The 23,975-nt window shown below is 70.5% G+C and carries 29 protein-coding genes and 1 tRNA gene; 14 read left to right on the top strand and 16 right to left on the bottom strand.

Annotated features, from left to right (window positions below):
• Positions 1-3: 3 nt before the first annotated feature.
• The 7 genes from EXE45_RS13100 (at position 4) to EXE45_RS13070 (ending at position 6,836) form a co-directional block, all read left to right on the top strand.
• On the top strand, positions 4-840 hold the full coding sequence (locus tag EXE45_RS13100; protein ID WP_092920187.1) for an HTR-like protein: 837 nt from the start codon (positions 4-6) through the stop codon (positions 838-840).
• 139 nt (positions 841-979) lie between these two features.
• Positions 980-1,939, top strand: a complete 960-nt coding sequence (locus tag EXE45_RS13095; protein WP_137694586.1) for a hypothetical protein — start codon at positions 980-982, stop codon at positions 1,937-1,939.
• Entirely contained in the window at positions 1,936-2,661 is a 726-nt protein-coding gene (locus EXE45_RS13090) for a hypothetical protein (RefSeq protein ID WP_137694585.1), read from the top strand. Before EXE45_RS13095 ends, EXE45_RS13090 begins: the two co-directional genes overlap by 4 nt.
• An 88-nt stretch (positions 2,662-2,749) precedes the next feature.
• Positions 2,750-3,841 (top strand): putative sulfate/molybdate transporter, encoded by a 1,092-nt coding sequence (locus EXE45_RS13085; protein WP_137694584.1) that lies wholly within the window; start codon positions 2,750-2,752, stop codon positions 3,839-3,841.
• A 535-nt stretch (positions 3,842-4,376) separates the two neighbouring features.
• Positions 4,377-4,706 (top strand): transcription factor S, encoded by a 330-nt coding sequence (locus tag EXE45_RS13080; RefSeq protein ID WP_092920191.1) that lies wholly within the window; start codon positions 4,377-4,379, stop codon positions 4,704-4,706.
• Between the two features lie 5 nt (positions 4,707-4,711).
• The gene (locus tag EXE45_RS13075) at positions 4,712-5,254 is read left to right on the top strand and encodes a hypothetical protein (RefSeq protein ID WP_092920192.1); all 543 of its coding nucleotides are present in this window, start codon (positions 4,712-4,714) and stop codon (positions 5,252-5,254) included.
• A gap of 337 nt (positions 5,255-5,591) precedes the next feature.
• On the top strand, positions 5,592-6,836 hold the full coding sequence (locus EXE45_RS13070; protein WP_137694583.1) for a glycosyltransferase family 2 protein: 1,245 nt from the start codon (positions 5,592-5,594) through the stop codon (positions 6,834-6,836).
• A gap of 46 nt (positions 6,837-6,882) precedes the next feature.
• Here EXE45_RS13070 and EXE45_RS13065 read toward each other — a convergent pair whose 3' ends face one another.
• The 4 genes from EXE45_RS13065 to EXE45_RS13050 all read right to left on the bottom strand — a co-directional run bounded on the left by EXE45_RS13065 (position 6,883) and on the right by EXE45_RS13050 (position 9,653).
• Positions 6,883-7,551: a CocE/NonD family hydrolase gene (locus EXE45_RS13065; RefSeq protein WP_137694582.1), complete on the bottom strand. Its 669-nt coding sequence runs from the start codon at positions 7,549-7,551 to the stop codon at positions 6,883-6,885.
• Positions 7,552-7,582: 31 nt separating this feature from the next.
• The gene (locus EXE45_RS13060) at positions 7,583-7,981 is read right to left on the bottom strand and encodes a DUF5778 family protein (RefSeq protein WP_137694581.1); all 399 of its coding nucleotides are present in this window, start codon (positions 7,979-7,981) and stop codon (positions 7,583-7,585) included.
• A gap of 75 nt (positions 7,982-8,056) precedes the next feature.
• The gene (locus EXE45_RS13055) at positions 8,057-8,980 is read right to left on the bottom strand and encodes an A/G-specific adenine glycosylase (RefSeq protein ID WP_137694580.1); all 924 of its coding nucleotides are present in this window, start codon (positions 8,978-8,980) and stop codon (positions 8,057-8,059) included.
• A gap of 25 nt (positions 8,981-9,005) precedes the next feature.
• Positions 9,006-9,653, bottom strand: a complete 648-nt coding sequence (locus tag EXE45_RS13050) for a hypothetical protein (RefSeq protein ID WP_137694579.1) — start codon at positions 9,651-9,653, stop codon at positions 9,006-9,008.
• A gap of 120 nt (positions 9,654-9,773) precedes the next feature.
• On the opposite strand from EXE45_RS13050, the gene EXE45_RS13045 reads away from it, so the two are divergent.
• Together EXE45_RS13045 and dpsA are read left to right on the top strand one after the other, a co-directional pair.
• On the top strand, positions 9,774-10,634 hold the full coding sequence (locus EXE45_RS13045) for a carbon-nitrogen hydrolase family protein (protein WP_092920198.1): 861 nt from the start codon (positions 9,774-9,776) through the stop codon (positions 10,632-10,634).
• Between the two features lie 80 nt (positions 10,635-10,714).
• Positions 10,715-11,263, top strand: a complete 549-nt coding sequence (dpsA, locus tag EXE45_RS13040; RefSeq protein WP_137694578.1) for a DNA starvation/stationary phase protection protein DpsA — start codon at positions 10,715-10,717, stop codon at positions 11,261-11,263.
• Between the two features lie 95 nt (positions 11,264-11,358).
• Here dpsA and EXE45_RS13035 read toward each other — a convergent pair whose 3' ends face one another.
• From EXE45_RS13035 to EXE45_RS13020, 4 genes are all read right to left on the bottom strand, one after another.
• Positions 11,359-11,904, bottom strand: a complete 546-nt coding sequence (locus tag EXE45_RS13035; RefSeq protein ID WP_137694577.1) for a DUF1684 domain-containing protein — start codon at positions 11,902-11,904, stop codon at positions 11,359-11,361.
• A gap of 133 nt (positions 11,905-12,037) precedes the next feature.
• A complete protein-coding gene (locus EXE45_RS13030; protein ID WP_092920201.1) occupies positions 12,038-12,739 on the bottom strand; it encodes a helix-turn-helix domain-containing protein in 702 nt (233 codons plus the stop codon).
• 65 nt (positions 12,740-12,804) lie between these two features.
• Positions 12,805-13,083 (bottom strand): hypothetical protein, encoded by a 279-nt coding sequence (locus EXE45_RS13025; protein ID WP_092920202.1) that lies wholly within the window; start codon positions 13,081-13,083, stop codon positions 12,805-12,807.
• The gene (locus EXE45_RS13020) at positions 13,080-13,478 is read right to left on the bottom strand and encodes a helix-turn-helix domain-containing protein (protein WP_092920203.1); all 399 of its coding nucleotides are present in this window, start codon (positions 13,476-13,478) and stop codon (positions 13,080-13,082) included. Before EXE45_RS13020 ends, EXE45_RS13025 begins: the two co-directional genes overlap by 4 nt.
• A gap of 98 nt (positions 13,479-13,576) precedes the next feature.
• On the opposite strand from EXE45_RS13020, the gene EXE45_RS13015 reads away from it, so the two are divergent.
• The 3 genes from EXE45_RS13015 (at position 13,577) to rnhB (ending at position 16,472) form a co-directional block, all read left to right on the top strand.
• On the top strand, positions 13,577-15,214 hold the full coding sequence (locus EXE45_RS13015; protein WP_092920204.1) for a TrkA family potassium uptake protein: 1,638 nt from the start codon (positions 13,577-13,579) through the stop codon (positions 15,212-15,214).
• A gap of 90 nt (positions 15,215-15,304) precedes the next feature.
• Complete coding sequence (locus EXE45_RS13010) at positions 15,305-15,676, top strand: 30S ribosomal protein S8e (protein ID WP_092920205.1); 372 nt, start codon at positions 15,305-15,307, stop codon at positions 15,674-15,676.
• A gap of 82 nt (positions 15,677-15,758) precedes the next feature.
• Positions 15,759-16,472 carry a ribonuclease HII gene (gene rnhB / locus EXE45_RS13005; protein ID WP_092920206.1) on the top strand — a complete coding sequence of 238 codons (714 nt, stop codon included), beginning with the start codon at positions 15,759-15,761 and terminating at the stop codon, positions 16,470-16,472.
• A 28-nt stretch (positions 16,473-16,500) separates the two neighbouring features.
• Here the strand turns inward: rnhB and EXE45_RS13000 are convergent, their stop codons facing one another.
• The 4 genes from EXE45_RS13000 to secF all read right to left on the bottom strand — a co-directional run bounded on the left by EXE45_RS13000 (position 16,501) and on the right by secF (position 20,573).
• The gene (locus tag EXE45_RS13000; RefSeq protein ID WP_137694576.1) at positions 16,501-17,202 is read right to left on the bottom strand and encodes a TMEM165/GDT1 family protein; all 702 of its coding nucleotides are present in this window, start codon (positions 17,200-17,202) and stop codon (positions 16,501-16,503) included.
• Positions 17,199-17,903 carry a metal-dependent transcriptional regulator gene (locus EXE45_RS12995; protein ID WP_137694575.1) on the bottom strand — a complete coding sequence of 235 codons (705 nt, stop codon included), beginning with the start codon at positions 17,901-17,903 and terminating at the stop codon, positions 17,199-17,201. Before EXE45_RS12995 ends, EXE45_RS13000 begins: the two co-directional genes overlap by 4 nt.
• 181 nt (positions 17,904-18,084) lie before the next feature.
• Positions 18,085-19,674, bottom strand: coding sequence for a preprotein translocase subunit SecD (locus EXE45_RS12990; RefSeq protein WP_092920209.1), 1,590 nt, complete (start codon positions 19,672-19,674; stop codon positions 18,085-18,087).
• Positions 19,674-20,573 (bottom strand): protein translocase subunit SecF, encoded by a 900-nt coding sequence (gene secF / locus EXE45_RS12985; protein WP_092920210.1) that lies wholly within the window; start codon positions 20,571-20,573, stop codon positions 19,674-19,676. Before secF ends, EXE45_RS12990 begins: the two co-directional genes overlap by 1 nt.
• 144 nt (positions 20,574-20,717) lie before the next feature.
• On the opposite strand from secF, the gene EXE45_RS12980 reads away from it, so the two are divergent.
• Positions 20,718-21,386, top strand: coding sequence for a hypothetical protein (locus EXE45_RS12980; RefSeq protein ID WP_092920211.1), 669 nt, complete (start codon positions 20,718-20,720; stop codon positions 21,384-21,386).
• Between the two features lie 21 nt (positions 21,387-21,407).
• On the opposite strand, the gene EXE45_RS12975 is transcribed toward EXE45_RS12980, so the two are convergent.
• On the bottom strand, positions 21,408-21,878 hold the full coding sequence (locus EXE45_RS12975; protein WP_137694574.1) for a DUF5812 family protein: 471 nt from the start codon (positions 21,876-21,878) through the stop codon (positions 21,408-21,410).
• Positions 21,879-21,939: 61 nt separating this feature from the next.
• The gene (locus tag EXE45_RS12970; RefSeq protein ID WP_092920213.1) at positions 21,940-22,521 is read right to left on the bottom strand and encodes a hypothetical protein; all 582 of its coding nucleotides are present in this window, start codon (positions 22,519-22,521) and stop codon (positions 21,940-21,942) included.
• Positions 22,522-22,600: 79 nt separating this feature from the next.
• On the opposite strand from EXE45_RS12970, the gene EXE45_RS12965 reads away from it, so the two are divergent.
• Positions 22,601-23,263 carry an undecaprenyl diphosphate synthase family protein gene (locus EXE45_RS12965; RefSeq protein ID WP_137694573.1) on the top strand — a complete coding sequence of 221 codons (663 nt, stop codon included), beginning with the start codon at positions 22,601-22,603 and terminating at the stop codon, positions 23,261-23,263.
• 89 nt (positions 23,264-23,352) lie between these two features.
• Here the strand turns inward: EXE45_RS12965 and EXE45_RS12960 are convergent.
• Together EXE45_RS12960 and EXE45_RS12955 are read right to left on the bottom strand one after the other, a co-directional pair.
• Positions 23,353-23,423 (bottom strand) — tRNA-Gly (locus tag EXE45_RS12960).
• A gap of 91 nt (positions 23,424-23,514) precedes the next feature.
• On the bottom strand, positions 23,515-23,975 hold a 461-nt coding region (locus EXE45_RS12955; RefSeq protein ID WP_137694572.1), incomplete at its 5' end, for an enoyl-CoA hydratase/isomerase family protein.

Below are 23,975 nucleotides of genomic sequence, written 5' to 3'. Positions count from 1 at the left end.
GCCATGTCCAGTCTTCCGTTCGGGGTCGCGCGCCTCGACTCGATCCTCGGCGGCGGCGCGCCGCCGGGGAGCGTCGTGCTGCTCGCGGGCGAGGCGGGCGCCGGCGCCCGGGAGTTCTGCTACACCAGCGCCGCGATGAACGCCCTGGCGCGCGCCGACGAGGAGCTGTTCGACCTGTACTACGGCGAGGTCGACCCCGACGCGGCGCTGCCCGAGTCGGTCCACTACATCTCCTTTACCGCCGGCACCGACGCGATCACCCGGGAGATGGGGTACACGATGGCAGACGAGATCGTCGACGCGGCGGTCTCGGAGATCTCCTTCCGAGACCTCTCGCCGGAGTACTTCCAGCTGTCGCCGGTGCCCCGCGACTGGTACGAGACGGCGACGGCGTCGATCACCGAACTGGGGGACCGCGGCGAGTACGAGGACGTGCTTACCGCCTTCGGCGACTATCTCTCCGAACACGGCCGGGGGAGCCTCGTCTGTATCGACTCCGTCACCGACCTCGTCTCGATGGTCTCCGACGACACCGACTGGAGCGACGTCGCCATGGTGATGAAGGGGCTGAAGAAGGCGGCCTACGAGTGGGACGCTCTGGTGCTCGTGTTGGTGAACACCGACTCGCTGCGCGACCGCGAGTTCGGCACCCTGATGGACGCCGCCGGCGGGACCTTACAGTTCTCCTGGGAGAGCGGCGGGTCACAGCGCGCTCGGACCATGTTCGTCCGGGAGTTCCGCGGCGTGCTCTCGCAGCTGGAGGCCGAGAACATCGTCCGCTTCGAGACCGAGATCCACGAGGGCGGGTTCGACATCAGCGACGTGCGGAAGATCCGGTAGCGAGCGCGGTCCGCCCGGTACGTCCGCCGTCCTCGCCTCTCTCGACTCGACCCCGCCGCCGAGTATCGATCGGGAGAACGGCGCGACAGGTTACTTAAGCCTCGCCACGCAACGACGGATAGATGACGGAGGACCCGCGATGAGCGACCTCGATCCGGCGGCGGCCGCCCTCGACGCCGCGGCCGAAGACGCCGGCGTGAGCCGCGAGGAGCTCCTCAAGCGCGCGCTCGTCGCGCTCGCGGAGTCCGAGGGGGTCGACGTCCCCGACGCCGAGGAGGTGGCGACGCTCGAGGCGCGCCTCGACGACCTCGACGACGAGCTGGACGAGAAGGTCGCGGACCTCCGCGAGCGGTTCATCGACCTCTACCGCGAGGTGGAGTCGCTCGACGCCGGCGACGGGGAGGCAGCCGCCGGGGGAGACGCGGCGCCCCTCGACGACCTCACCGACGAACTGGAGGAGATAGCCGCCCGGCTGGACCGCCTCGACGCGGCGGTCGCCGACGCCCCGTCCTCGGAGGCGGTCGACGACCTCGACGGCCGGGTCAACGACCTCGACGCCCGCCTCGACGAGTTAGACGCCGTCCGCGACCGACTGGACGCCGTCGACGCCCGCCTCGCCGGAGTCGACGATCGCCTCGACGAGGTCGACGAGCGGGTCTCGGGCGTCGAGTCCGATCTCGCCGGGATCTCCGCGGACGAGCTGACCGAGGTCGACGACAAGCTCTCCCGGGTCGCGAACGCGGTCGTCAAGGTCAAGCGCCGGCTCGACGCGGCCGAGCGCGACCGAGCGGACCGCGAGCGCGTGGACGCGCTGACGCGGACCGCGAACCGGCACGGAGTGCGGACCGCCGACTGCGACTACTGCGGCGGCGGCGTCGAGTTGGGGCTGCTGTCGGCGCCGGAGTGTCCCCACTGCGGGAGTCGGTTCGAGGACCTCGAGCCGAGCACCGGCTTCCTCGGCACGTCGAAGCTCCTCGTCGCGGAGCAGCCCGCCATCGACGGCGACGTCGCGGACGACGAGCGCGACGAGACGAGTCGGACGACCGACCGGACGAGCACCGCCGCGAGCGACGGCGGACCGGACGGGGACGGTCGATGACCGACGGCGATCGGTCGGACGGCGACGGCGATCGGCCGGACGGCGACGGCGATCGGCCGGACGGCGACGGCGATAGGCCGGACGGCGACGGCGATCGGTCGGACGGCGACCACTTCGACGACGGACCCTTCGACGACGGAGCGAGCGACGAGGCCGGCGCCTTCGAAGCTCCCGACGCCGACGGGGCCGACGACCCCTTCGCGGCGCTCGGCGAGGGAGTGGACGACGGCGCCGGATCGAACCGAGACGCGGGCGGCGGTTCGGACGACGCCGACCCAGAACCCCGAACGGACCCGGAACCCGCCGTCCCTCCGGACGACCCGTTCGCCGAGTTGGACGCCGACGCGGGCGACGCGGCGGGCGGAGACGACCCCTTCGAGGCGATGGCGGTGGGCGACGTCGGGGAGGACGTGTGGGAGGCGCTCGACGAGGAGTCGTCGGTCGGCACCGACGCGGCCGGGTTCGACGGCGGAGCCGCTGGCGGCGGGGTCGACGGCGCGACGCGGTCCGCCGGACCGGCGGCGGGCGCCGCGGCGACCGGCGACGAGCGCGTGGTCGACAAGCGGAGCTACTGTCAGCAGTGCCCGCACTTCACGGCGCCTCCGGAGACGGCGTGTACTCACGAGGGGACCGACATCGTCGAGTCGGTCGATTTCTCCCGGTTTCGGGTCCGGAACTGCCCGATGGTCGACGCGAACGACCCGGCGTTCGACGACGAGTAATCGAACGTGGTTTCGCTTCGACGGCGGCGTGACCCGGAGCGATTGCTGAACAGCTTCAAGCGCGCTCGGACGAAAGGGCCCTCGTCTCGTGAAACGCTCCGATTCTACGGGGGTCCGGTCGGTCGAGTTCGGAGCCGGAGCGGTCACCGGCGCGATGGGGGATTCGATTACGGTCATCCCGCTGGTCGTCGCGCTGGCGCTGCTGACGGACGTCTCGCTGCCGCACGCGCTCGTCGCGTTCGGCGCGTTCCAAGTCGTCTGGGGGGTCCGGTACGGCCTCCCGGTGTCCGTCGAGCCGATGAAGGCGCTGGCCGCCCTCGCTATCGCCGGCGCGCTCACCTACGCCGAACTCGCGCTCGCGGGCGTGATACTCGGCGTCCTCCTCCTCGCGATCGGGCTCACGGGAACGCTCGCGCACGTCGAGCGGTGGATCGGCGAACCGGTCATCCGCGGCGTCCAGTTCGCGGTCGGGCTCGTCCTCTTCGAGACGGGGCTCGGACTCGCGGTCGAGGACCCGGCGGTGGCGCTCGCCGGGGTCGCAATCGCGGCTGTGTTCGCGCTCGCGGGCCACGGGAAGGCGAGCGCGCTGGCCGTCGCGGTCGTCGGAATCGCGACCGCGCTCGTCGTCGCGGGAGTGCCGACGCCGCGGCTGCCCGGCGCGCCCCCGACGCCGGCGTTCGGCGCGGCCCTCACGCGCGCCACCTTCGACGGCGTGGCCGCGCAGTTGGCGATGACCATCGGGAACGCCGCGCTGGCGACCGCGCTGCTCTTCTCGGACCTGCTCGACGCCGAGGTGACGCCCGACGAGCTCTCGACGAGCATGGGGATCACGAACCTGATCGCGGTGCCGCTCGGGGGGATCCCGATGTGTCACGGCTGCGACGGAGTGGCCGGCAAGCACGCGTTCGGCGCGCGCACCGGCGGCGCGAACGTCGTCCTCGGCGCCGGCTACCTCGTCGCCGCGCTCTTCGCCACCCCCGCGCTCATCGCGGCGTTCCCGCTGGCGATGCTCGGCGCGCTCCTCGCTATCGTCGCCGTCTCGCTCGCGCGCAACGTCACCGACTCGGGGAACCGCGCGCTCTCGGTCGGGATCGGCCTCCTCGCGCTCGCGACGAACCTCGGTGTCGCGTTCCTCGCCGGGATCGCGGTCCACCTCGCGTGGGAACGGATCGGCGGATAACGGGTCAGTGAGAGGAGACCATTTATAAACACGATGCGGTGGCGCGTGCCGACGAGCGGCCGACAGGCCGCGAGTCGCACGCGCGAGGGAGTCAGTCGCCCGAAGCGAAGCGAGGGCGACTGACGAGGCTGGGGAGGCGTGAGGTGCTGTGCGGAGCGGGGCGGGACTCGAAGGGGCAGTCGCGAGGGCGGCGCACGCTCGCTGTGCTCCTCACTCGGTTGCTCACTGCGTTCGCTCCCTCGTTGCGGTGTCGCCGGCGGCGAAGCCGCCGGCTTTCCGTGGCGCTACGCGCCACGCTACTTGCGTCGCCTGCGCCGCCCTCGCGACTGGGGCTTCGGCGGTCGTCACCGCGGGATCGGTTACAGCGTATCCCCGAGCGGCTGGGGCTTCGGCGGTCGTCACCGCGACGACGGATCAGAGCGTCCCAGTTCCTCCGTCGGGGGCATCGCCAATTCACGGTTGCTCTACGACGCACGCCGCATATCCGGCCGCACCCACTGGACCTATACCGCTCGATACCCTGTTTCCCACGTATATGCAGTTCTGTGACGACTGCGGCTCGATGATGGTCTCTCGCGACGGGGAGATGGTGTGTCAGAACGACGACTGCGGCGCCACGACCGAGCGCGACGAGGCGCTCGCCGCCGAGTTCGAGTCGACGACGGAACAGACCGGCGACGAGGTGATAGAGACGGAGGAGGGCGCGAACTTCGAGGGGAAGCCGACCGCGAACGACGTCGTCTGCGACGAGTGCGGCCACGGCGAGGCGTGGTACACGATCAAGCAGACGGGCGCCGCCGACGAGCCGCCGACGCGCTTTTTCAAGTGTAAGGAGTGCGGCCACCGCTGGCGCGGGTACAACTGACCGCGATGGACTCGGACCCCTCACGGCGACGGCCCCTCAGTGCGTCCGTCGCCCGCGCGCTCGCGGCGCTCGCGGTCGTCGTTCCCGCGGTCTTCCTCGCCGGCCGCGCCGTCGGGTTCTGGCGCGTCAGGCTCGCGGTCGGCAAACTGCTCGCGCTGCTGCCGGACGACGGCGCCCCGGACCACGTTCGGGTGCTGCCGCCGCCGGCGGACGAGTACGCCGGGACGGTCCGGACGAGCCCCGCGGAGACCCGCGCGATGCTCCCGGAGCACGGCTTCTCGGAGCTGATTCGCGCGTACTTCCACGCCTACGAGCGCGACGGGGAGACGGTCCACGAGGTCGGGAGCTTCGTCCACCGGCCCGAGGGGCTCACCGGCGACTGGCAGGTCCACGTCCGGCTGTTTCCCGCGCCCGGCGGCGGCACCGAGGTGTGGGCCCACTGGGAGCGGAACCCGTACGTGGCGCCGCTGGCGCACCTCCGGATGGAGGGGTACGACCCAGCCCGCGGCGAGCGGATGGCAGCGGAACTGATAGACGACCTCCGGTGAGCGGCTCCGGCTCAGTTCGAGCCTCTCCGGACTCCTCTGATCCACCTCCGCACGCATCTGCGACCTCCGTTTGGACCGCGAGGAGAGCGCTGAAACGATAGTCGAACGCGGCGAACCGGTTCGGTGCGCGCGACGCGATCGCCCGGGCCGAACCCGGAATCGGCCCCTATCGAGTCACCCGGTGTCGTTTCACGCGCTACCGTTTACCACAGCAGCGCAGTCTACCGATTTGTTCGAGTACGCCGCGATTAAGCGCGTAAATCCGGCCGAAACACGACTGAATTCCGCTGTAGCGTTTGGCCGGTTCATATGATTCGACGAGAGAGGTCGGGGCACGATGAACACCGAACGCGTCGCACTGGTCGCGGTCACGCTTGCGCTCGTCGTCGGCGGGGTCGCGACGCTGCTCGCACCGACCGTCGTCTCCGGTCCCGGGGCCGCTCCCGGCCAGGCGTCGGCCACCACCGCCGTCACCGACGGCGGACTCGGATCGCTGTTCGGGGTCGCGCTCTGGGGCGTGACGCTCCTGTTCGGCGCGACCGCGCTCGTCTGGTTCGTGCTCACGACCGTCGTGGGCGCGGGCTACGAGACGCCCCCGAACGAGTACGGCCTCGACGAGGTTCAGGTCCGCATCATGACCGTCGACGCCGCCGAGGTCGTTCAGGAGACGATCGACTCGCTCCCGGACGGGCTCGACGACGTCCACGTGATCGCGGAGTCGCCGATCGACGTGCGCGGGGCGACCGTCCACGCCGTCCCGGACGAGTTCTCGTGTCACGCGGTCCGGAAGGGCCGCGCGCAGGAGTGGGCTCGGCGGGCGCTCGACTGTCGGACGGAGTTCGTCCTCTACTTGGACGAGGACAGCGTCGTCGAGTCGTTCGACGGGCTGCCGGACGCCGACATCGTCCAGCTCCGCGAGAAGCCGCGTCGCACGGACTCGAGCCTCAGCTACCTGGCCGACGTGTACCGGATGGGCGTCCAGATCGAGCAGCGCGCGTTCGCGCGGCTCTCGATCCCCCTGTTCGCGTGGGGCGGCGGCATCGCCGTTCGCACCGAGGTCGAGGAGAAGACCACCTGGGACCGCGAGACGCTGGTCGAGGACACCGCCTTCGTCTGGGCGGCTTTCCGCGAGCTCGACGTGACGTTCGCGCTGTCGGACGCGGTCTGTCGCAACGAGGCGCCGCCGTCGCTGTACGAGATCCTCCAGCAGCGCCGTCGCTGGGCGGCCGGGAACGTTCAGGCGTCGACGATGCTCCCGCTGCGGTACGAGCTGCTGACGCGGGTCCGTAACTACGCGTGGGCGCTCTCGCCGATCGTCACCCTGCTCGTCGTCCCGCTGTCGCTGTTGAGCGTCACCATCGCCTACAGCGGGCTCTTCTTCGCCGCGTCGATGGGCCTGGCGCTGTGTACGCTCGGCTGGTTCCTCCTCGGCGTCGCTTACTACGGGGACGACCACCACCACTGGGCGCTCGCGGTCCCACTCGCGCCGCTTATCACCGTCGTTCACTCGATGGGGACCGTCGCCGGGATCCTCAACCCTCCGGAGACGTTCCGGGTGACGACGAAGGTCGGCAGCGACTGATCCCGCCGCGAGGCCGCTCGATCTCCTTTTCGGCCCCGACTCGTGCTCACTCGCGCAGCCGCGGCGCGAGGAACTCGGCGACCGTCTCTCCGACGCGCGCCGCCCGACCGACGAAGAAGTGGTCCGACTCGAACGCGACCGTCTCGACGCCTAACGCCTCCGCCCGCTCGATCACGGGCTCCCAGTCGGCGGTCGAGTCCCGGGTCGCGTACACCACTCGGACCGGCACGCCGCGGTCGACGACCTCGCCGAGCGCGGCGACCGCGTCGACGTCGGGGTTCAGCCGCGCCGTCGGCGCGAGCGCGCAGACGGCCGCGAGCCCGGGCCGCGACGCGGCCGCGACGAGCGCGACCGTGCCGCCGAACGAGAATCCGAACAGCCCGACGCGCCCGTAGCGGTCGAGCGCCCAGCCGACCGCCGCGTCCGCGTCCGTGCTCTCGCCGTACCCCTCGTCCCAGTCGCCGTAGTCGAACCGGAGGCAGTCGATTCCGCGGTCGGTCAGGGCGTCGCTCACGGCCGTCAGGCGCTCGTCGCCGCGGTGACCGCGCTGTTGCGGGTGCGGCGGACAGGCGACGACGACCGCGTCGGCGTGGGGCGCGTCCTCGGCGTCGGCGTGGGGCGTGTCCTCGGCGTCGGCGTGGGGCGCGTCGCTCGCCGCCGTGTCGAGGGTTGCGCGTACGTCGCGGCCGCCGGGGATCAGGACGGTGTCGCTCACGGGAGATGAGACCGGATCTCGTCGGGGTCGTTCAGGGGACCTGCGTCACGCGCTCGACGTTGTCCAGTTCCCCCAGGTCGGCCGCGAGCGCCTCCTGATCGACGGTCGCCTCGTAGTAGAAGACGAGGTCGAAGGTGCCGTCGCGGAGGAGCTGTTGGCACTCCCAGACGAACTCCTCGCCGTCGAGCGTCAGCCCCTGGAACTGGTTCGAGGAAAAGTCCGTGTCGTCGTTACCCGCCTCGATGTACGTCTCGCCTTTCCCCGCGTGGTCGGCGATGACCTCGTTTGCGGCGACCGTCAGCTCGTGCATCTCCAGGTCCTGCTGACCGCCGAGGTCCGTGTGGACGATACAGCCCACCAGCTCGATGTCGCCGGGCTCAAGCAGGGCCTTCGTGCGGGTGTACAGGTCCGAGTCGACGGTCTCGCTCATGCGTCTCCCTTCCGGCTCCCGTAATAAACGGGTGACGGTTCCCGGGGCGGCGCGCCCCGCCGGGGCAGCCGGCTCTCAACGACGGAGCGACACGACGACTTCGTCCCCGCTCGGGTCGGCCTCGACCAACCCGTCGTCCGCGAGGTCGTCGACCAGCCCGCGGAGCCACTCTCGGCCGCGTTCGCCGTCCGGCGCGTAATCCACTCGGATCCGGTGGCCGAGCGCGTCGAGCTCCATCTCGTCGTGTTCACCGAGAAGCCGAACGATCCGGCCCCGGAACTGCCGCCGGCTCCCCTCGAAGCTGGGCTGTTCCGGCACGTCCGGGGCCGTGAAATCTCCGGTCTGGTAGGCGGCACACCACTCGCGCCACGGACAGCCCGCCTCGTCGCAGCGCGGGCGCTTCCCGCAGGCGACGCCGCCGAGCTCCATGATCGCGTTGTTCCACACCCGCGACTCGCCCGCCGGCATGAGCCGGGAGGCGACCCGCTCGAAGGCGTCGTCGTCGTCCGGTACGTCGAACGCGCGGTACAGCACCCGCTTCACGTTGGTGTCGACGACGGCGTCGCCGTTGTCGAACGCGAACGACGCCACCGCGTTGGCGGTGTAGGGGCCGACGCCCATCAGCTCGCTGAGGCCGTCCGGGTCCTTCGGGAACGACCCGCCGAACTCCGCCTCGACCTGTTCGGCCGCCTCGTGGAGGTACTTCGCGCGGTTGTTGTACCCCAGCGAGTGGTCCGACCAGAAGGCGACCACGTCGGCGCGGTCGGCCGCGGCGAGGTCGGCGGTCGTCGGCCACTCGTCGAGGAAGTTCTCCCACGCGGGCACCACGCGGTCGAGCTGGGTCTGCTGGCTCATCACCTCGCTGACGAGTATCTCGTAGGGGTCCTCGGTTCGGCGCCACGGGAACTCGCGGTGGTCGGCCTCGTACCAGTCGACGAGCGCGTCGCGGACCGCGTCGAGGTCGGTCGGGAGCTCGGGGACGCTCTCCGCGTCGGTCATGCGGATCGCTCCGGCCGGCGGCGGTTTATCGGTGCTGGTCCCCGTCGGCGCGGACCGGGTCCATCGTCCGCGGGTCGCGGTCGGGACCCGGGTATGCCCCGCCGACGGCGTCCGGGTACAGCTTCGCCGGGTCGAACACCGTCGCGAACGCGCGCGGCTCCCGGACGCTCACGGGCAGGCGGTCGCGCAGTCCGGCGGCGGCCCCCGGCCCGGTCAGCGAGGGGTCGAGGCTCACGATCTGCATCGCGCCGCCGCGGTAGGCGGACGCCAGCGCGGGGTGATCGACCGGGGGCTGCGCGACAGGCTCGCGCCACCCCGTCGCCGCCGCGCGCCAGTCCGCCGCGAGGTCGGGGTCCGACAGCGACGCGATCACCGACTCGGCGTCGTCGAGGAGCGGGTCGCTGGCGACGAGCGTCGTCCAGGCGTGCGACCGGAGGACGTCGAGGGCCTCGCGGGCGGCGCCGCCGACGAGGAGGTCCGCCGCGAGCGCGTCGGCGTCGACGACGACGCGGGCCGGACTGGGGTCGAGGGGGTCGCCGACCGCGTCGCCCGCGGAGCCACCCTCCCCTCGGTCGGAGGCCGAACGCACGTCGTCGACCGCGCGCCGCACGTCCGCTTCGTCGAGGTCGCCGCCGAGCGCGGTCGCGCGCTCGAACAGGTCGGCGAAGGTCATACCAGCCGGTCGGCGCCGCGGGCGTATCGTCCTTGCGGCCGCGGTCGAGCGCCGACCTCGGACCTCCGGACTCGTCGCGCGAGCCCGGAGTTATTGGTCGCTCGGTCCGAACGCGACGGCGTGAGCGACCGATCCGCCCCCGATCCGACCGTCGCCGTCCCGCAGGTCCCCGTCGACGACCTCCGCGTCGACGCGAACGCCGAGCGGTTCCGGCGCCGAGCGGCCGGCCTGTCGAACGGAGTCGACCTCGCCGTCTTCCCCGAGTACGCGCTCACGGGGTTCGCGGCCGACGAGCGGCTCCGGGAGACAGCGCTTCCTCGGGACGCCGCGCGCGAACGGCTCGAATCCGTCGCGGAGGCGGCCGACGCGGCCGTGATCGCGGGCTACGCCGAGCGCGACGGGGCGGGCGTGTACAACGCGACCGCGTACGTTCCGCCGCCGGACCGCGCCGCGCGCGACGGCCCGGGCGCGGAGACAGGCGACGGCCAGGGCTCGGCCGCGACCGCCGACCGCGGTGGATTCTCCGTCTATCGCAAGCGACACCTCTGGGACGAGGAAGGGGCGTGGGTCGAGCCCGGGACCGAGCGCGTCGTCGTCGAGACGCCCGCGGGACCGACCGGGCTGTTGACCTGCTACGACCTCAACTTCGTCGCGGAGAGCGCGTGGTTCGCGGAGCGCGCGGTCGACGCGCTCGTCGTCGTCGGCGCGTGGCCCGCCGACCACGTCGCGAACTGGCGGCTCCTGTGCCGCGCCCGCGCGCTCGACGGCGTCAGGTGGGTCGTCGGCGCCGGCCGCACCGGGAGTTCGGGCGGCGGGCGGGCGACCGACGAGGCGACGTACGCCGGCAACTCCCTCGTCGCGCGGCCGGACGGCGCGGTCGCGGTCGAGCTCGACCGGGCGCCGGCGACGCTGACTGCGACGCTCGACCGCGACACCCTGTCCGCCCAGCGGGACATCGTCGGCGCGCTCGACGAGCTATAGAAAATAATTTTGGTAATATTGAAAGAGTAGTTTCTATAATAGAAGCTATTAAGTGGGTCGCACGCGTATGAACAGTTGAAATGAGTACCCAGAAGCAGGCCCGTCAACGGTACGGCGACGTTCACGAAAGCGAAGCGCTCCGCGTCCCCGAGGAGAAGGCCGAACAGCTCGTCGACGCGCTCAACAGCGACCTCGCGGCGACGTACGTCCTCTACCACCAGGTCAAGAAGCACCACTGGCTCGTCGAGGGCGCCGAGTTCCTCGACATCCACGAGTACCTCGGCGAGGTCGCGGCCGACCTCGAGGAGGGCGCCGACGTGCTCGCGGAGCGCGCGCAGGCGCTCGGCGGCGTGCCGCTCTCGGGCGGCGCGAACTACGAGGAGCACGCGCCGGTGACTCCCGAGGACGCCGACGCCTACGACATCCGGACGTCGCTGGAACACGACCTCGAGATGTTCGGCGACATCACCGAGCAGCTCCGCGAGCACATCCAGCTCGCCAACAACCTCGGCGACTACAACACCGAGGAGCAGCTCCGCGACATCCTCGAAGACGTCGAGGAACACGGCCACCACCTCGAACACTACCTCGAGGACGACACGCTCGTCACGAGCGAGACGCTCGAATAGGCCGACAGCGGCGGGCCTTTTCAGGACGATCCGGAATTCAATTTTCGTGTTTTTCACGCCCCGACCAGCGGCGACACCGGCGACGAACCGGCCGTTCAGTCGAGGTCGGGCGCCCGCTCGCCCGCAGGGACGACAATCTCCAGCCAGTTCTCCTCGGGCGGGAGCGGACAGGAGAACGTCTCGCTGTACGCGCAGAAGGGGTTGTACGCGAGGTTGAAGTCGACCGTGACGGCGTCCCCGTCGTCGAGCTCCCGCTCGGGCGCCAGATCCATGTACCGCCCCTGGTGGTACGTCTGTTGGCCGGTCGTCTTGTCGCGGAATGGCACGAATATCTCCCCGTCGTCGCCCTCCTGCTGGTAGCCCGCCAGCGTGTGCTCTTCGCCGCCGATCTCGAACGCGAACGTGACGACGCGGAGGTACCGCACCGGGTTGCTCGCGGTCGTCTCCATCTCGACGGGGTCGGGCTCGTCGTGAACGGTGACGGTCGCCTCGACGCGGTAGGTCGGGTCCGGCTCGAAGTAGTCGAGCCCGTCGAACTCGTCGCGCTGCTCCGGCGGGATCGGTGACTGCGGGTGGTCGGCGAAGAACTCGTCCTTCTCCCGGCGGTTCGCGCGGAGCCGCTCGGCGTAATCCTCGCTCATGCCCGGCCCGACGGGCGCCGGCGGTTTCAGGCCCGCGGTTCGGTCGGCGACGCGGCCGGACGGCGACGCGGAGCCGGCGACGCGGCCGGACGGCGACGCGAAGCCGGCGACGGCACCAGGTCCGCCCGCGATCTCAGAGCTTCTGGAGGTCCGCCAGGCAGTCGTCGAGGTCGCGGTTCGATGTCGCCAGCGACACGCCGTCGACGCGGGCGAGGTCGGCGGCGTGGTCCCACAGGGCGCCGTCCTCGATCCCGTGGAGCACGACCGCGTTCGGGGTGGGGCTCACGACCCGCAGCGCGACGAGCGGCGACTCGCCGCGCGTCACCCGCGTGAACACGAGCGCCCGGTTCGTCGACTGGCCGTACAGCCGGTAGAACTCCTCGCTGGAGAGGCGCGTGATCGCCTGGATAGAGTCGATGACGGTGTGGCCGTTCACGTGGTCGTGGTCGCCGCGCACGATCTCCGTCGCGCCCATCGCCTCGTAGAACTCCTCGAGGGGCACCGCCGTCGAGTACTCGCGGAGGTCGTGGACGATGTCGCTCTCGAACCCGGCCGAGAGCACGCGGGCGTGCTGGCGGAGCCGGCCGCCGCCGCGGCGCTCGTCGATGTCGAGCAGCCCCTCGACGGTACGGCGGACCACGCCGATGCCGGGGCTCTCGCGGCGACCGCTCTCGTAGTCGGAGACGACGGAGGAAGAGACGCCGAGCTGGTCGGCCAGCTCCGTCTGCGAGACGTCGAAGTCCGTCCGCCACTTCCGGAGGGTCGCGCCCGGGTCGTCGCTCAACGTTATCTCGCCGGCGATCCGGCGAGAGAGCTCCTCGCGTGCGTCGCTCATGCCGTGAACGGACGGCCGAACGCCGCAAAAGGGTACCGTTCGTCGCGCGTCGAAAGCCGCGCAGCCTACTCAAGGTACAGCGAGTAGACGATGACCGCGAACCCGACCGCCGTGAGGAGGCCGTCGATGGCGATGCCGACCGCCAGATCAGCGCCGATTATCTGATGGGAGACACCACCCAGCAGCGCCCCGACGGTGACGATGCCGAAGCCGACGCCGAGCTCGCGCAGCGACCGGTCGCCGGTCCGGTCGTACGCGCGGAGCGCGTAGTAGGTGATGCTGCCACCGAGCACCAGGATGGCGGTCTTTGCGACGATGATCGTCAGGTCGATGTAGGGGTTCATGTTTCCTCTCGTAGCTCCGACCACAGGTCGGCCAGACGCTCGTCTCGGGTCCGCTCGGGCCGAGAGAACTCCACGTCGAACTCGCGACGGTCCGCGTCGCCGTCGGCGCCGTCGTCGACCGAGACGGTGACGGTGTCGAACGACACCGAGTACCGCGTCGTGTGCTGTCCGTCTCGCCGGATGTCGGTCGACTCCGACAGCAGGGAGGCGTCGGTGAGCTTCTCCAGTTTCCGGTAGGTCGTCGACAGGGGGATGTCGCACTCCTCGGAGAGTTCGCTCGCGGTCTTCGGCTCGGTGAGCGCCGCGACGATCCGACGGGCCGCGTCGTCGGCCAGCGCGTCGAGCACCTCGTCGACCGACGGCGGCTCCGGCTCTCGCGACGGGTCCCGCACCATGCGTGACGCTTCGGCCCCCGGAACTTAAACCATCGAACTTCGGTCCGCCGCCGCGCGAGTCCGCCCGTTTTTGTACGGTCGCGGCGTATCGCGGTCCGATGGACACGTGGAAGCGGCGAGTCGTGCTGTACGCGGTCTTTCTCGGCGCCATGCTCACGTTCACCGCCGTCGTCTATCGGTGGGGCATGCGCGTCTTCGAGGAGGACCCCCGAACGCTGATCGAGTCCTTCCAGTTCGCGATCGAGATGTTCACGACGACCGGGTTCGGCGGCGACGCGTCGTCGTGGCAGAGCCAGCAGATGCACGCGTTCGTCGCCGTGATGGACCTTGTCGGGATGGTACTGCTCATCGGCGCGCTCCCCGTCGTCGCGACTCCCCTCCTTGAGTCCGCGTTCGCGACGACCGTTCCCCGGTCGCTGGAACGGGAGATGGCGGGGCACGTCGTGGTCGCGTCCGACACCACGCGCTCCGACGCGCTCCTCGACGAGTTCGAGTCGGAGGACGTTCCGTACGTGGTCGTCGAGCCCGACCCCGATCGGGCGTCGGCGCTGTACGAGGCGGGACACACGGTGATCCGCGCCGACCCGGAAACGACCGAGGGGCTCTCGAACGCGCGCCTGCCGGCCGCCCGCGCCCTCCTGACCGACGTCTCGGACCGGGTGGACGCGAGCATCGTCCTCGCCTCGAAGGAGCTCTCGACGGACGTCCGCGCGATCAGCGTCGTCGAGGATCCGAGCCGCGAGCGCTACCACCGCCTCGCCGGCGCGGACGAGGTGTTCTCCCCGCGGTCGCTGCTCGGCGAGAGCCTCGCCTCGAAGGTGACCACCGCGGTGCGGACCGACCTCGACGAGGCGGTCGCGATCGGCGACTCGCTGCGGATCGCGGAGGTGTCGATCCACCACGGAAGCGGGCTCGCCGGGTCGACGCTCGCCGGGAGTCGAATCGGCGAGCGGACCGGGGTCGACGTGATCGGCGCGTGGTTCAACGGGTCGTTCGAGGCGGCGCCGCCGCCGGACGCGACGCTTTCGGCCGGCACCGTGCTCCTCGTCTCGGGGACCGAAAGCCAGGTGGAGCGACTCGTCGATCTGACGAACTCGGCGGCCCGTCGGTTCGGCGCGGGCGAAACGGTCGTCATCGGTCACGGCCAGGTCGGAGAGACCGTCGCGAACGCCCTCGAAGACGCCGGTCTCCCGGTGGTCGTCGTCGACCGAGACGGCGGCGACGCGATCGACGTGGTCGGGGACGCGACCGACCCGGAGACGCTGCGGGACGCCGGCGTCGCGGACGCGCGGACCGTCGTCCTCGCGCTCCCCGACGACACGACCGCGGAGTTCGCGACGCTCGTGGTCCGCGACCTGGCGCCGAACGTGGAGGTCCTCGCGCGGGTCGAAGACCCCGAGAGCGTCCCGAAGATGCACCGCGCCGGCGCCGACTACGTGCTCTCGCTCGCGACGGTGACCGGTCGGATGTCCGCGTCGGCCGTGCTCGCGGACAGAGACGTGCTCTCGCTCGACACGCACGTCGAGGTCGTCAGGAGCGAGGCGCCGTCGCTGGCCGGTCGGACCGTCGGCGAGGCGTCCGTCCGCGAGGTCACCGGCTGTACCGTCATCGCGATCGAGCGCGGCGACGACCTCGTTACGGACGTCGGCCCCGAGACGCGGATCGAGCGCGGCGACGAACTCGTCGTCGCCGGCACCGACGATGGGGTCCGCGCGTTCGAGCGCGCGTTCGCCTGAGCCGGCCCCCGACGCCGGTCCCGCTCGCGCCGCCGTTCCCCGCCGGGACGAGTCGAACGCTTCAAGTATTCGCTGGCTGTTCATACCCGTATGAAAGACCAGGGACGCTCCGCGCGCAAGCGGACCGGCGGCCGACTCAAGCACGCCTCGAACAAGAAGCGCCACCAGCTCGGCCGCGAGCCCGCCGAGACGACGGTCGGCGAAACGCGACTCCAGTACATCGACGCCCGCGGCACGGACAAGAAGGTCCGCGCGCTCTCGACGAACGTCGCGCAGGTCGCCGCCGACGGCGACGTCAGCGAGGCCGACATCGAGAACGTCGTCGACAACCCCGCGAACGTCAACTACGCCCGCCGGAACATCGTCACGAAGGGCGCGATCATCGAGACGTCCGCCGGCCGCGCCCGCGTCACCTCCCGTCCCGGGCAGACCGGCCAGGTCAACGCGGTCCTGATCGACTGACGCCGACGCGCGCTCCGTCGCCCGGCGTCTCCGGTCGACGCCTTTCTGAAGGTATTTCCCCTCGCTCGTCCACCACCGACGCGTGTACCTCGGCGTCGACGAGGCCGGCAAGGGTCCCGTTCTCGGACCGATGGTCGCGGCGGCGGTGCTCGCCGACCCGGCGAGCCTCCCGGCCGACGTGGACGACTCGAAGCGGATAGCGCCGTCCAGGCGCGAGGGGATGGCCGCGGCCCTCCGGAACGACCCCGATATCGCCGTCGGCGTCGCTCGCGTCGAGCCCGCCGAGATCGACCGACCGGACACCGACATGAACACGCTCACCGTCCGTGGACAGGCGCGGGCGGCGCGAATAGCGCTTTCTGGGAGCGTCGCGGCCGGTCTCGGAGAACCGGTCCGCGTCGTCGCGGACGCCGGGGACACCAGCGAGGCGCGGTTCGCGCGCCGCCTCCGGGAGTTCGTCGAGGACACCGACGAGAACGAGGTCCCAGAAGCCGGCGAACCCTTCCCGTCGGTCGACGTGACGGCCGCCCACGGCGCCGACGGGGACGACCCCGTCGTCGGCGCCGCGAGCGTCGTCGCCAAGGTGGCCCGCGACCGGCGAATGGCCGCGATCGACGCGGCGTACGCCGAGTACGACGACCTCGGGAGCGGCTACCCGAGCGACCCGGTCACCCGGGCGTTCCTCCGCGAGTACGTCGCCGAGACGGGCGGTCTCCCCGACTGCGCCCGTCGGTCGTGGGCGACCTGCGACGACGTGCTCGCGGCCGCCGAGCAGTCCGCGCTCGACGAGTTCTGACCGATCCGACGGCCCGGCGTGGCACCGGCTAGAACAGCCCGGCCGCGAGGCCGCCGACCGCGCCGACGAACGCCTCCCACACCGAGAAGCCGGTGGCGATCGCTAACACGGTGTCCGCGCCGAAGAAGGCGAAAAGCAGCGCGGAGCCGAGGTGCGCGAGCCGCATGTCGACCCGTCCGGCGAAGGTGTGGAAGAAGTACGCGTTCGCGATGCTCACCGGGATGATCGCGAGCATCTCGCCGGCCCAGATGGCGGAGGTGGCGCCGTACTGGACCGCCAGACCGATGGTGACGAGCTGGGTCTTATCGCCGAACTCGCCCGTCGCGGTGAGCGCGAAGATGGGGAGGAAACCGCCGAGCGACCCCGAGTACCGGTCGAGTCGCCCCGGTAGCGAGAGGTCGTCGAACGCGGCCATCCCGCCGTCCGTGCGCTCCGCCTCGGCGCTCGTTCCGCGGGGCGGCGCAGAGCGGTACAGGAGCACCGCGAAGGTGAAGAACAGGGCTGCGGTCACGGCGTTGAGCGCGAGCGGCGGCAGCGCCGACTGGAGCGCTTGGCCGAACGCTATCTCGACGGCGGTCCAGCCGGCGAACGCGGACCCGGCGGCGGCGACGACGATCTTCGGATCGTACCGCGTCGAGAGCCCGGCGATCATCAGCTGGACCTTCTCGCCCGGCAGCACGACGAGCTGAGCGGCGAACGCGACCGCGACGATCTCGACGTAGCCGATCATGCGTCTCCCGCCTCCTGGCCGTCGGTCGCGGCGGTCGACTCCGCGGCGCGGCGGACGGACACGCGGTCCGCGACCGCCTCCGGCAGCCCGTGTTCGCTCCCGTCGCTCGTCCGCACGGTGACGAGGCCGAAGGACGTGACGTCGACGACCTCGACGGTCGTGCCCGGAGTGATCCCGGCGTCGACGAGGAACTCCAACACGTCGGGGTCGCGGTCGCTGACGCGAACGACCGTTCCCCGCTCGCCGGGATCCAACGCCGCGACGAGCGCCGTTCCGCCGTCCTCCGGCGTCGACAGGTCCGCGGGCGGGATCGGATCGCCGTGCGGGTCGGCGGCGGGGTAGTCGAGCACGCGCTCGACGCGCCGCGTGAACTCCTCGCTGACGTGGTGTTCGAGCGCGTCGGCCTCGTCGTGGACCTCGGTCGGCTCGTAGTCCAACTGGTCGGCGAGGAACGCCTCGATGAGCCGGTGCCGGCGGACGACCTCCAGCGCGGCGACCTCGCCGGCGGGCGTGAGTTCGACGCCCGTGTACTTCTCGCGGGAGAGCAGTCCCCGCTCCGAGAGCGTTTCGACCATGCTCGTCACCGTTGCGGGGGTCTTCTCGAGCGCCTCCGCGATCTGCGAGGTCGAGACGGGCGGCCCCGCCCGCGACTCGATCCGATAGATCGCCTTGAGATAATCCTCGACGGCGTCGGTGGGCATACTTGTTTTTGACCGGTCTAAATTAATAGTTTGTCGGGTTGATCCCTCGTTTCCGAGTAACGCTCAACGCCGATTCGATCGGGTCGACGAACGCACGAAATGACACTCAGAATCCGAGGGAACTGACCGTTCGTGGTATCGACTCGACCCGGGTGTCGGCGGCGGGCGGTCCGGGGCCGGCTTACTTCACGGTCAACAGCCGGCGAAGGATGTCACCGTACGCGGGACGGGTGATCAGCACGCCGATCAGCACGCCGAGGACGGTGAAGATGGCGAACCCGGAGAGGTCGCCGAGCGAGAGCACCATCAGCGGCGACATCGCGATGATCGTCGTGGCCGCGGCCGCGCCGATGACCCAGAAGGCGCGGCGGAACCGCGAGTCGAACACCGTCCGAGAGTTCACCTCGCCTTCGCTCATCACCTCGTCGGCGATGATGACGAGGTCGTCGACGCCGGTCCCGACGACCGCGATGAAGCCGGCGATCACCGCGAGTTCGAGCGGGTAGCCGAGCAGCGCCGCGAATCCGAGCAGGGCGTACACCTCCACCAGCGCCGTGACGATCATCGGCAGCGCGACTCTGGGCTCGCGGTAGCGCAGGAACACCATCCCGGCGACGGCGAACACCGAGAGGACGCCGATGACCAGCGAGTACGTCCGGAAGTTCTCTCCCTGCGCGGCCGAGATGGACGACGACGTCCCCCTGCCGCTGATGTCGAGTTCGGCGGGCAGCGCGCCGGCGCGGAGGTTCAGCGAGATGGACCGGGCCTCGGAGAAGTTTCCGGTGGTGAGCCGGAAGTTGCCGGTTTCGGCCCACGAACCGCGCGCCATGCTGTCCGCGAGGTCGGGGGCCATCCCGAAGGAGTTGACGACATCGCCGTCGACGACGAGCAGGAGGCACGGGGTCGTCGTCTCGCCCGTCTCCGGGTTGTACCGGCACGTATCGCCCCGCGATTCGTACGCCTGCGGGAAGCCGCGCTGAACCACGGCCGCTTGGAAGGCGTGCGCCGGCGACTGCTCGCCGTCCGGAGCGGTGTTCCGAACGGTGACCGGAACGTACGCGCCCGTGCCCCGATCCCGCTGTGTCGCGGTGCCGATCTCCTCGAAGTCGTCTTGGATCAACACGCCCTCCTGAACGGCGGTGCCGTTGCCCTCGGGGTACGCGATGTCGATCCGGACGGTCCCGCGCTCCTCGAGGAGGTCGATCACCTCCTGTCGGCCCTGTCCGGGGACTTCGACGAGGATGAAGTACTCGCCCGTGATCGACTGGACCTGCTGGACGGTCCCGCCGGAGAGCCCCGCCTCGTTGATCTTCCCTTGGATGACGTTTATCGTCTCCTGGCGCGTCTCGCTGGTGACGCCCGACCGGATCTGCTCGTACTCGTAGCCGGCGGCGTCCATGGCCGCTCGGAACTGGGCTTCCGTCACCGACGGCTCGGTGACCTCCACCGCGCTCTCCTCGGGGACGACCCCGACGTTCCGCGTCGACGCGTTGTCGAGTTCGGCGGCGACCGCCTCCGCGACCGCTCCGGGGCTGTCGCCGCCGAACGCGACGCCGGTGGCGGTGTATCCCGACAGCGGCGCGCGGACGCGGGTCCCGCCCGCGAGATCGAGCCCGTACTGGAGGTTCGTGATTCCCTGTTTGGCCTCGCTCGCGTTCTCGCCGGGCGCCGGCTCCGGACCGAATCCGGGCGCGAAAAGCGCCACCGACGACCCGATCACGACGACGACGAGCAGCAGGATCCGCCAGTTCTTTTTGATCGGTTCCAGCATTAGCGTCCTCCCTCCTCGAACTTGTACCAGCGAAGCAGCGAGACGTTCATCAGATACGTGTTCATCAGGTCGGCGCACAGCCCGACCGAGAGGATGATCCCGATGTCGCGGAGGAGCCCGATCCCGAACACCCAGGCGACGACCGCCATCACGACCATCGCCGCGATGGAGGTGAGCGTCATCGTCACCCCGGTCCGCATCGCGCGGCTGACCGATTCGTAGAACCCGCCGGTGCGGCGCAGCACCGAGTCGTTCAACAGGATGTCCGAGTCGACGCTGTACCCGATGATCATCAGGAGCGCGGCGATCGTCCCCAGCGTCATCTCGATGCCGAGCAGGTTCATCGCCGCGATCGGTATTACCAGATCGGAGAACGCGGACGCGATGACCGCTAGCGAGGGGATGAACGTCCGGAACAGCGCGAACACGAGCACGCTCATCCCGAAGAACGCGAGCGCCACGCCGAAGAGGGCGGTCCGCGCGGTGTCGCTCGCGAAGCTCGGCGACACCTGATCGACTGCGGTCGTGTTAAACCCCGCCGCCTCCGCCTGTCCTTGGAGATCGTTGGCCAGCCCCTCGGGATCGTTCTGGGACGCCTGGAACGTGACGACGACGACGTCGTCGTCGCCCGGGAGCGTCTGGGCCGGGATCGTCTGGATCGCGTCGGGCTCGCGGTCGAAGGCCGTCCGGATGCGCTGTTCGACGTTGTCCCCGTCGTCCGTGACTCGCAGTTCGACGCCGCCGGTGAACTCCAGTCCGAGATTCGCCGGCGCACCGGTGGCGACGAACCAGCCGCCGATGATCGCCAGCGCGAGGACCAGAAAGGCGAGCGGCACCGCCGCGAGCTGCCGGTTCGAGTAGTCGGTGTAGTTGATCGCCGGCACCTCGATCGCTACCATAAATACCGCTTCCTCTGCGGGCGCGAATAAGCCTTCTTATCTGGTAGGATACCGCGTCTCGTCCGGGGCCCCCGCGTCGACTACGCGGTCGCTCTCTCCGGTCTGGCGGCAACAATTATGCCGAAGTGCGTGTTCCGCCAACGTATGGTCGTCGAGTCGACAGTGAGGGAGACCGCGATCGCGTACGCGGAGCGCGAACTGTACGACGGCGCCGTCGAAGTCACGTTCGTCGGGATGGCGGACGCGCCGAAGGGAACCCGCGTCGGCCTCGAAGTCCAGCTGAAGGACGGCAGCCTCTTCGGCGCCTTCCTCGGAGCGCTCGTGGGGGCGTTCGTCGGGGTCCTCCTGAGCCTCATCCTCGTCTTCGTTCTCCCCCAGCTCATCCCGGTCCTCGTCGTCGCCGGGGTCGCGGGAGGCGCGTACGTCCTGTATCGCGGGATGGCGCCAACGGAGTACGCGACGGTTACCGTCGACACGGACGGCGGCGTGGTGATGTCGAACCGCGACTACGAGGCGGGGGACTTCGACGACGTCCTGGACCGACGCGTCTCGGCCCGGGGCGCGGAGGCGCGTCACGAGGCCGACGCGAAGCGCCGCGCGGAGCCGGGTCCGTCTCCGTTCGAGGTGATGGACGCGTTCTTCGGCTCCGGAGACACGAGTTCCGGCTCCGACGACGCGTTCACCGAGCCGGACCGCTGTCCGGAGTGCGGCGAGAGGGACACCCTGCTGTCGCCGCAGTTCTCCGAGCTCGGCCCGGGCCGCTACCAGTGTGCCGACTGCGGCCACATCGTCAACCTCGCGGGGAGCGATTGAGCGACGGCGAACTCCCCGCCGCTACGGGAGGTATCGAACCGCGACGACCCCCGGTTCCGACCGAATTTCGACGCGGTTCACGCCGAGGCGGGCCGCGCGCGAGAGCGTTCCCTCGCGGTCGTCGATGACGTCGGCGACCGCCTCGTCGGTCTCCGATTTCGGCGGCGTCAACACGTGGACCTCGCCGACGCCCGCACGCGGCTCCCGGGCCAGTTCCCCCGTCGGGGTCTCCGCGGCGAGTTCGCGCTCGTGGACGGTCGGCGGCTCCGGGCTCTCCTCGATCGACAGGGACCGCCGCTCCGCGACCTCGATCACCTGATAAGTGACCTCCAGCGGCGGATCGGGGGCGACGGTCGCCTCGACGGCGTCGTCGACGTCGAGGCCGGGGTTGGAACTCAGCGTGTGGACCTGTCCGTCGCGGACGTCTTTCAGCACGGCCGACTCGCTCTCGACGTGCGTGACGAGGAACGTGCTCTCCTTCTCGTCGGTCATTGCGCCCGGATAGTCGGCCGAGCGACTTCGAGCTTTCGAGGCGCGGCCGACGGCGCTCCGTTCACGTCGACTCGTCGGCGTCGACCGAGGGGTCGGCGTCGGCCGACGGCTCGCCCGCCACCGCCGCGTCGCCGTCCGCCCCGCCGCGGAGTCGGAAGTGGGTCGCGAAGACCGCGAGCGCGGCCGCGACGGGGGGGACGAATCCCGCAGGCCGCGGGAGCGCGTACAGCGCGTTGACCACGACGGAGCCGCTCGGCTCGCGGAGGCCTTCGGGCGCTGAGACGATCATCCCGAGGTACAGCGAGAGCAGGAACAGGAAGCCGGCGACTCCCATCCATCGGTCGTACGTGGCCGCTACCGGATCCCCGCGGCGGTGGTGACGGGCGACGAACAGGATCGGCGCGAGCAGCGGCCCGACGGCACCGAGGCCGGCGACCACGAACAGCGACCGCGAAAAGAGGAACGTCCCCCCGCGGGCCGACGCGGTCTCTCCCATCCAGACGATCAGGGCGAGGGTGACGACGAGCGCGACGAATCCGGCCGCGAGCGCACCGATCGCGGCGTACGCGCGCATCGTCCGCGACTCCGTCGCGCGGAACGCGTAGGGAATCGCCCCGAACACCCCGCGGTAGCTGTCTGTCATCGACCGCGGTAGGCGCGTCGGAGAATTAAACCCCTCGTCGGCGGGAAACCATTTATATGCGCGAGCGGATCCTCCTCACGTGGGTCTCTACGACGCGTACCTCGCGACGCGCCACCGCCTCCACGACGCCGAGCCCCCGGCGCACGTCGCCCTGGTTCTCACCGAGCGCGACCTCCTCGCGGACGGCGCGTTCGACACGCTCTCGTCGGCGATCGGCTGGGCGTTCGAGTACGGCGCGGACCGCGTCACCGTCTCCGTCTCCGTCCTCGACCGCGCGGTCGCCCCGACGCTGATCCGGGAGCTACGTCGCCTCGACGTCCCCGCCGAGACCGTGGTTCGCGGCCCGGAGGCCGACGGGTCGACGGAGGCGCGTACCGACTCCGACGGCGCCCCCGCGTGGGACGCCGACGACGAGGCGGACGCGCCGGTCCGTATCCTGGTCGGTCTCGGCGGGAAGGCGGAGTTCGCCGGCGCCGTTCGCGAACTGGCGAGCGACGTCGCGGACGGCGACCTGGTGCCCGAAGCCATCGACGAGACCGACGTCGCAAAGCGGCTCTTATTCCCCGAAGAGCCCGATCTGGTCATCAAGACCGGCGCCGAGCGGCTCTCCGACTTCGCCATCTGGCAGTCGGTGTACGCCGAACTCTACTTCACCGACGTGAACTGGCGCGACTTCCGCAGGCGCGAGTACCTCCGCGCTGTCTTGGACTTTCAGGACCGTCAACGCCGGTTCGGACGGTAGCCGCCGGGGCACGACTGAAAGGAGTGTACCGGCCGAGATTCGAACTCAGAATCAGACGTGCTCGCTCACGGCTCGCTCCGTTCGCAAAATGCACCGGCCGAGATTTGAACTCGGGTTGCAACCATGGCAAGGTTGCGTGATACCACTACACTACCGGTGCGTGCTTCGCGTTCCGCAGTTGGTCGGAGACTCACTTAAGTCTGTCACATCGGGGCGACGGGACGGTATGGTCTCCGCGGACGCTCCCGCGCTCACTCCCCTCGCGGTCGCGCGATCTCGTCGGCGTGCGCGTCGTGAAGCCGGGCGAACGCTTCCGCCTCCGCGCGCTCTTGCGCCTCGACGTCGCGGCGGTCGCGGATCCGGCGTTTGATCGCCGCGAGCGCGTCCGACGCTCCCCCGGCGATCTCGTCGGCCACCGTTCGGGGATCGTCGACGACGCGAGAGACGAGTCCGGTCCGAAGGGCCGCTTCCGCGTCGAGGACGCGCCCCGACAGCGCGAAGTCGAGCGCGTCGCCCTCGCGCATGACGCGCGGGAGCCGGCCCGTTCCGCCCCACGCGCCGAACAGCCCGAGCGAGACGCCGGGCTCGGCGAACGTCGCTCGCGGGGTCGCGACACGGACGTCGGCCGCCAGCGCCAGCTCGACGCCGCCGCCGCGAGCCGAACTGCTCGACGACCACGTCGATGAGGAGGGGAAAGAGTACCTCGACGTGA

Source organism: Halorubrum sp. SP9, from assembly GCF_005435015.1.
In the GTDB taxonomy this organism is placed as follows: Archaea; Halobacteriota; Halobacteria; order Halobacteriales; family Haloferacaceae; genus Halorubrum; species Halorubrum sodomense.
This window is presented reverse-complemented; position numbering and strand designations above follow the sequence as displayed.